The 7,317-nt window shown below is 68.6% G+C and carries 8 protein-coding genes; 1 reads left to right on the top strand and 7 read right to left on the bottom strand.

Annotated elements, in window-relative coordinates:
- Nucleotides 1-880: phosphoribosyltransferase domain-containing protein (locus ACRDP3_RS14705; RefSeq protein ID WP_431517380.1), on the bottom strand; the 880-nt coding region annotated here is incomplete at its 3' end.
- Nucleotides 881-912: 32 nt separating this feature from the next.
- Complete coding sequence (locus tag ACRDP3_RS14700) at nt 913-2,118, bottom strand: HpcH/HpaI aldolase/citrate lyase family protein (protein ID WP_431517379.1); 1,206 nt, start codon at nt 2,116-2,118, stop codon at nt 913-915.
- A gap of 194 nt (nt 2,119-2,312) precedes the next feature.
- Between ACRDP3_RS14700 and ACRDP3_RS14695 the strand changes: the two genes are divergently transcribed.
- Complete coding sequence (locus ACRDP3_RS14695) at nt 2,313-3,188, top strand: TerD family protein (RefSeq protein WP_431517378.1); 876 nt, start codon at nt 2,313-2,315, stop codon at nt 3,186-3,188.
- A gap of 37 nt (nt 3,189-3,225) precedes the next feature.
- Here the strand turns inward: ACRDP3_RS14695 and ACRDP3_RS14690 are convergent, their stop codons facing one another.
- From ACRDP3_RS14690 to ACRDP3_RS14670, 5 genes are all read right to left on the bottom strand, one after another.
- Nucleotides 3,226-3,984 carry a TerD family protein gene (locus ACRDP3_RS14690; RefSeq protein WP_431517377.1) on the bottom strand — a complete coding sequence of 253 codons (759 nt, stop codon included), beginning with the start codon at nt 3,982-3,984 and terminating at the stop codon, nt 3,226-3,228.
- Between the two features lie 146 nt (nt 3,985-4,130).
- Nucleotides 4,131-5,252 (bottom strand): DUF475 domain-containing protein, encoded by a 1,122-nt coding sequence (locus tag ACRDP3_RS14685; RefSeq protein ID WP_431517376.1) that lies wholly within the window; start codon nt 5,250-5,252, stop codon nt 4,131-4,133.
- Between the two features lie 18 nt (nt 5,253-5,270).
- Complete coding sequence (locus ACRDP3_RS14680; RefSeq protein WP_431517375.1) at nt 5,271-5,849, bottom strand: TerD family protein; 579 nt, start codon at nt 5,847-5,849, stop codon at nt 5,271-5,273.
- A gap of 106 nt (nt 5,850-5,955) precedes the next feature.
- On the bottom strand, nt 5,956-6,531 hold the full coding sequence (locus ACRDP3_RS14675; RefSeq protein ID WP_431517374.1) for a TerD family protein: 576 nt from the start codon (nt 6,529-6,531) through the stop codon (nt 5,956-5,958).
- 111 nt (nt 6,532-6,642) lie between these two features.
- Nucleotides 6,643-7,101 (bottom strand): peroxiredoxin, encoded by a 459-nt coding sequence (locus tag ACRDP3_RS14670; protein ID WP_431517373.1) that lies wholly within the window; start codon nt 7,099-7,101, stop codon nt 6,643-6,645.
- Nucleotides 7,102-7,317 lie beyond the last annotated feature (216 nt).

Raw genomic sequence — 7,317 nt, 5'->3', positions numbered from 1 at the left:
GGGCGGCGTCCAGCCGGGCGCGGTGCGCGGCCGTGAAGCCGTGCCGTGCGCCGTCCGGCAGCCGGTCGGGCCAGCCGAGATCCACCCGGGTCACGGAGCGGCCGGGGCCCGGCCCCGCCACAACCACCGGCCCGGCCCCCGCCTCCGGCTCCGCTTCCGCCTCCGCCACGAGCCGTTGTCCGCGCCGCAGCACGTCGTCCGGCAGCGAGACCCGGCCGCGGGCGAGGGCCACCACGTCCACACGGGCACCGAGTTCGGCCGCGAACTTCTCCAGCGCCGCCGCGTCGTCCGCCGACCGCATGTCGGTGAGCGCCACCACCACGTACCGCTCGCGCGGATAGCGGCGGTGCAGTGCGGCGATGGTGTTGCGCACCGTCCGGCCGGTCGAGAACTCGTCGTCGACCAGGACCAGCGCCCCGTCCCCGCCCAGCAGTTCAGGGTCCTCCGGCAGCAGCAGATGGGAGGTGGCGTGGCTGTGCTCCTCCTCGAACCCGCCGACCGCGTCGACCCCCGGCACCGGGCGCCGGGTCGAGTGCAGGCACGTGACACCGCCGATGCCGTCGGCGACGCTGTGGCCCAGCCCGGTGGCCGTCTCGGCGTAGCCGAGCACCACCGCACCGTCCGCGTGCGCGTCGCCCAGCAGCGCGCGCACCCGGCCGCCCAGCTGAAGCCCGACGCCGTAGACCGTCTCGGGCCGCTCCGGTACGTGCTTGCCGAGCACCTGGGAGACCAGCAGATGGGCCCGCTTGGGGTTGCGGCGGAGGGCAAGGCCCATCAGCTCGCGCAGGCCGTCGCCGGACAGCCGGACGTCCAGCCGCTCGGCCACCCACTCACCGGACCACACCACGTCGCTCATCCCGTCGCTCGTTCCGTCGCTCATTCCGCTTCGCGCTCGTCCCCGCCCGGCACCCTTCACAGTCTCTCCGAGCCCGACGCCTCGGCCCCCGCCGCGAGCAGGTCGACGAAGCCGACCCCTTCGCGGACGACCCCGAACAGTTCGGCCCGCAGCAGCGTGCGCTCGGCCCATGCCCGGTGGGGCTTCACCTCGTTCATCTTGTTCGTGTAGGCGGAGCGCACCACACCGCCCCCGCTGCGCTCCGGCCTGAGGATGTCCGTGGCGTCGCTGTACTCCTCCAGGCTGACCACCGACAGCGCGTGTACCGGCAGCACGTGTGACGGGTGGATGCAGGTCTTGCCCAGCAGCCCGTTCGCCCGGTCCAGCTCGATCTCGCGCAGCAGCCCGTCCAGGTCGTGATCGATGAGGGACGTACGCAGCTCCGCCGCCCGCCCGGTGAAGATGCTCTGCCGCAACTGGGGCTTGAACATGCGCTCCTGCGAGCGGAAGTACTCCCACACCGGACCCGTCACCGTGTAGCCGGTGCCGTCCGCGCGGCCGAGGACGTTCACCACGTCGCCGATGACGGAGGCGACGAGCTGAACATCGTAGGCGGTCATCTCGGGTGTCCGGCGCAGTCCGTACGCCGAGCAGAAATCGGTCACGCCCAGCCTCAGGGCCAGGACCCGCTCACGGTATTTGTCGACAGTGCGGGCGATGCCGGCCAGTGTCGCGGCACGGGTCTCCCTGTGCAGCAGCTCGGGCGACTCCAGCACGGGCATCGCGAACAGCCGCTGCCCGGTGGCCGATTCGGCGTCGGTCATCGCCTCCAGGAACGGAATGCCGCGCTCCTCGGTGAATTTCGGCAGCACGAACCCGGAGAGCAGCCGGGCCGCCGGCCCGAGCCGCGCCACCAGGTCCGCCAGTTGCCGGGGTTCCCGCACCCGCACGAACAGCAGCGGCACGTCCGGACGGCCGGAGCGGCCCACCGCCGGCTGCTCCAGTCGGTCCAACCGCTCCAGTTGCCGTACGAGGTTGGCCTCCGCTCCCGCGACGTCCGCGTCGTCGACGGAGTCCTCCAGGCACAGCACCATCGACATCACGCCGCGCCGGGCCTGCTTGACCACGTCGGCGGCGAGGCTGGTGCGGGTGGCTGGACTGTAGAGGGTGGCACCGAGCGCGGCGGCGAGCGTACGGGCGGGAGCGCCGGCGTCGAACTCGGCGGGTTCGTGGTGGAAGAGCGCACGCCGTACGTCAGGGGCGAAGTGCCCGAAATGCCGCATGCGTGACCCCGCTCCTCGTGATTCCCATCGATTCCCCATCGTGTGGCGCCCGGCCTGTGACGAGAACCAGCCGCTCATCGTACGTACGGGAGAGGGTCAGGAGTTCCGTTCGTGGGTGAAATTCACATTACCGCCAGGTACACGCCGTCTCCCCCGCGTTGTCGCGGAGCCCGCACGGAGGGCAGGATGAGCCCATGACGCACGCCATGGTGAAGGGTTCCAACGTCCAGCTGGAAACGGTATCGGTGCGTGCCGTCCTGTGCTGGTCCCCGGGCACGGGGGTGCCCGACGTCGACGCCTCCGCGCTGTTGCTGGACGAGGGCGGCCGGGTGCGCTCGGACGAGGACTTCATCTTCTACAACCAGCCGCGGCATCCCTCCGGGGTGGTGCGCCACCTGGGCAAGACGCGGGAGCCCGACGGACTGCGGGACTCGGTCGAGGCGGACCTCCCCGCACTCGGCGCCCACGTGGACCGGGTGCTGGTGGCCGCTTCGGCCGACGGCGGCACCTTCGCGGACGTACAAGAGCTGCGGCTGTTGCTGTACGGCGGCCCGCCCGGCAGTCCGGCCGGCGAACAGCCCCTACTGCGGTTCGACATCGAGCCGGAGACGGGCGCGGAGTCGGCGATGGTCTGCTGCGAGCTGTACCGGCGTGGGGACGGCTGGAAGTTCCGTGCGCTGGGGCAGGGTTACGACACGGGACTGGTCGGGCTGGCCACCGAGTACGGCATTTCCGTGGACGAGGGAGCGGGCCCGCCACCGGCACCCGCCGCCGGAGGGGAGGCCGGCCCGAACGCGGACGCGACCGTGCCGGCGGTCAGGGTGCCGCAGCCGCTCTCGGAGCCGGACTTCCCGGTCGCCGCACCGGCCCCGGTCCCGGCTCCGGCCGCGGCACAGTCGCCGACTCGGCCGGCCCAGCCCGTCCCCTCCGGTTACGGCTATCCGCAGCCCCCGCAGCAACCGCCCGCCACCCAGCCCGCCTACGGGTATCCGCAGCCCACCTACGGCTACCCGCAGCCGGACCCGGACTTCGCACTGCCGCCCCAAGGACCCCAGTTCCAGAACCGCTGAGGCCGTCGAGGCCGCCGCGGGCCGCGGGGACGGCCCGTCATGACTTCCCCGCCTTGTAGCCGCGGCCCCACTGCAGTCCCCAGCCGTAGAGCCGGTCCAGCTCCGCCTGGAAGCCGTACACGTACCGCACCTCACGACGGACGGTCAGCTGGCCCTTCTCGTGCTGCATGAGCAGCACCGCGCACGAGCGGGCCTGCGGTGCGCGCTGGTCGAGGTTGACCTCGACGCGTGGGCCGTTGCTGGGGAAGAGGGTGAGAACGGCGTGCGTACGGTCGAAGGCCGGGGTGCCGTCGTAGATGTAGACGAAGAAGAGCAGCCTCTTGATGCTGTCCTTGTGGTCGAGGTTGACGTAGATCGTCTCGCCGGACGGTGAGCCGAAGCGGTCGTCGCCGGTGAGTTTCACGTACGGCGGCCCGTTCCAGTCGCCGAGGAAGTTGCCCAGCGGCTGCACCACGCCCTTGCCGCCGTCGGTCAGTTCGTACATGCAGGCCAGGTCGAGGTCCACGTTGACCACACCCTGGGTGTGCGCCTGGACCACCTGCGGCTTCAGCGCCTGCAGGGGATGACGGAGGGATCCGCGCGGGCGCCCCACGCCGTCGAAGTCCGAACTCCGCATCCGCCAGGACAGGTTCACCCGCATGCTGCCGCTGTCCGCGCCTTGTTCGGTCAGGGAGACCGACGAATGACGCTTGGTCAGCTCCACCGCGTACGCCGACGGACCGCCGAACGTGTCGAACTTCGGTCCGCGCCGTCCCATGCCGGCACCGCGCCGCCAGTTCTCCCACAGGGAGACCATGCACACACCCCCCACTCGTGCCTCAACTGCCGCGGGGCGGCTCCGAGTCAGCACTCGCAGCCGCCCCGCTCAGAGCGTTCCGCAATCGGGCCGCGGTAACACCCCGAGCACGGCGCGTTCCGCGGAACCTGTGTGTCACCTGTGTCTCACACCTGGGAGGGGACCTCCGGCTTCGAGTCCTCGACGCGGTGGTTGCGCCGGACCGAGGACCAGAAGGAGGCGGCGATCAATGCGACACCGACCAGACCGGTGACCACCTCGTTGATCTGGTACCTGATGGTGATCAGCAGGATGGCGGCGAGGGCGCCGATGGCGTAGTGCGCACCGTGCTCGAGGTAGACGTAGTCCTCGAGGGTGCCCTGCCGGACCAGGTAGACGGTGAGCGACCGGACGTACATCGCACCGATGCCGAGGCCGAGCGCCATCCAGAAGATGTGGTTGGTGATGGCGAAGGCGCCGATGACGCCGTCGAAGGAGAAGGAGGCGTCCAGCACTTCGAGATAGAGGAAGACGAAGAAGGCCGCCTTGCCGGCGAGACCGATCAGGGAGGGATCCTTGCCCTCCCGTTTGGCCTCTTCCTCGGCCTCGTGCTCGCGTTCCTCCTCCTCTTCCAGCTTGTTCTCGAAGTGGCTGGAAAGGCCGTTGACGAGGAGATAGGTGATGAGACCGGCGACGCCGGACAGCAGCACCGTGGAGGACTTGTCGGCGTGCTCACCGCCGTGCTGGTGCGCCTCGACGGCGAAGGTCATCGCCGAGACCATCAGCACGATCAGGGCGATGCACACGGAGAGCATGTCCACCTTGCCGAGCTTGGCGAGCGGGCGCTCCAGCCAGGCGATCCACTTGTGCTCGCGCTCCGCGAAGATGAAGTCGAGGAAGATCATCAGCAGGAACATGCCGCCGAAGGAAGCGATGGCCGGGTGGGCGTCGGTGACCAGCTGCTCGTAGGTCTTGGGACTGTCCAGCGCCAGCTGGACGGCCTCGATGGGGCCGATCTTGGCACTGATGGCAACGATCACGACCGGGAAGACCAGCCGCATTCCGAACACCGCGATGAGGATGCCGATGGTGAGGAAGATCCGCTGCCAGAAGGCGTTCAGCTTCTTCAGCACACCGGCGTTGACGACCGCGTTGTCGAAGGACAGCGAGATCTCCAGGACGGACAGGATCGCCACCACGGCGAAGCCCTTCCACCCCCACAGGAACGCGGCAAGGGCGAATCCCCCGGCGGTGACGCCGAACGACCAGCCGAAAGTTTTCAGGACCACTGGGCTACCCAATCCGCTTTACGAAACGTTGACCCCGAAGTCTAGAGCGATGCCTCGGAGGCCCGATGCGTACCCCTGGCCAACGGCCCGGAACTTCCACTCCCCCTCATAGCGGTAGAGCTCACCGAAGATCATCGCGGTCTCGGAGGAGGCGTCCTCGGTGAGGTCGTAGCGCGCCAGCTCCTTGCCGTCGGCCTGGTCGACGACGCGGATATAGGCGTTGGTGACCTGGCCGAAGGTCTGCTGGCGGGTGTCGGCATCGTAGATGGAGACCGGGAAAACGATCTTGTCGACCTGGGCGGGCACGAGCGACAGATCCACCAGGACCGTCTCGTCGTCATCGCCGCCGGTGCCGCCGACCTGCTCGTCGCCGGTGTGCTCGACCGAACCCTCGGGGCTCTTGAGGTTGTTGTAGAAGATGAAGTGTTCGTCGCCGAGCACCCGGCCGTTCGCGCACAACAGCGCGCTGGCGTCCAGGTCGAAGGCCGCGCCTGTGGTGGAACGGGCCTGCCATCCCAGGCCGATCTGGACCTGGGTCAGGTTCGGTGCGGCCTTCGAGAGGGAGACATTTCCCCCCTTGCCGAGTGTGACGCCCATGTTCTGGTTCCTCTCCCCGGTGATGATGCCCCGGTCCGCCGCCATCACCGGCGCCGCACGCCTCCTGATGACGGAAGCCTGCGGCGCCGGTGGCTGCCGGGACCCCTCAGACGTTGACCCCGAAGTCCTGCGCGATACCGCGCAGACCCGACGCGTAGCCCTGACCGATGGCACGGAACTTCCACTCGGCGCCGCTGCGGTAGAGCTCGCCGAAGACCATCGCGGTCTCCGTCGACGCGTCCTCGCTCAGGTCGTAACGCGCCAGCTCGTTGTTGTCGGCCTGGTTCACGACGCGGATGTAGGCGTTGCGCACCTGGCCGAAGCTCTGCTGGCGGGTCTCCGCCTCGTAGATGGAGACCGGGAAGACGATCTTGTCCACGTCGGCCGGCACACCCGCGAGGTTGACCTTGACGACTTCGTCGTCCCCCTCGCCCTCACCGGTGATGTTGTCACCGGTGTGCTCGACGGAACCGTCGGGGCTCTTGAGGTTGTTGAAGAAGACGAAGTTCGCGTCGTTGCCGACCTTGCCCTCGGCGTTCGCCAGCAGGGCACTGGCGTCGAGGTCGAAGTCCGCTCCGGTGGTCGTACGGGCGTCCCAGCCCAGACCGACGATCACCGCGGTCAGGTTCGGGGCCTCCTTGGTCAGCGAGACGTTGCCGCCCTTGCTGAGGCTGACTCCCACGAGTCCTCCAGGTTTCTGTCGAACGGAGCACTGCGTGCCCCCGTATTTCGGATGCCGTCAGATCAACGACTCGATCCTAGTGAGCGGTTCCCACCGCTCACAGCGGTTCACTCAGAGGGTTTCGAGGGCTTTGAGGTACTCGTTCAGGTCGCGTGCGTCCGGCAGCCCGTTGATCACCGACCAGCGCACGACGCCCTCAGTGTCGATGATGAAAGTGCCGCGCACCGCGCAGCCCTTCTCCTCGTCGAAGACGCCGTAGGCGCGGGACGCCTCGCCGTGCGGCCAGAAGTCCGAGAGCAGCGGGTACTCCAGACCTTCCTGCTCGGCGAACACCCGGAGCGCGAAGGGCGAGTCGTTGGAGACGGCGAGCAGCTGGACGTCGTCGTTGACGAACGCGGGCAGCTCGTCGCGCAGCGCGCAGAGCTCGCCGGTGCATACACCGGTGAACGCGAAGGGGTAGAAGATCAGAACGACGTTCTTATTGCCCCGGTAGTCGGACAGCGAGACGGATTCGCCGTGCTGACTCTTCAGTGTGAAGTCCGGAGCCTTGGTGCCGACGTCGATGGCCATGGGAGGAACAGCCCCTTCTCTGGGAGACATTTCTAGACATTTCCGTGCGTCCTCTTACGGACGGGCTCGAGAGCCCTCGCCGCGGGACATCGAACAGTCTTTCACCCGTGCCGATACGGCGGGTGGGCCCCCGTCGGCCGGTTCCGGCGACGCTGTTGGTTTATTCGGGGGTTCGCGTGACGTCGGCCTTCAAGACCCGGTTGTGGTCTTGAAGGC

Source organism: Streptomyces sp., assembly GCF_050698815.1.
GTDB lineage: Bacteria > Actinomycetota > Actinomycetes > Streptomycetales > Streptomycetaceae > Streptomyces.
The sequence above is the reverse complement of the archived record's forward strand: the minus strand, read 5'-3'. Positions and strand labels throughout refer to the sequence as shown.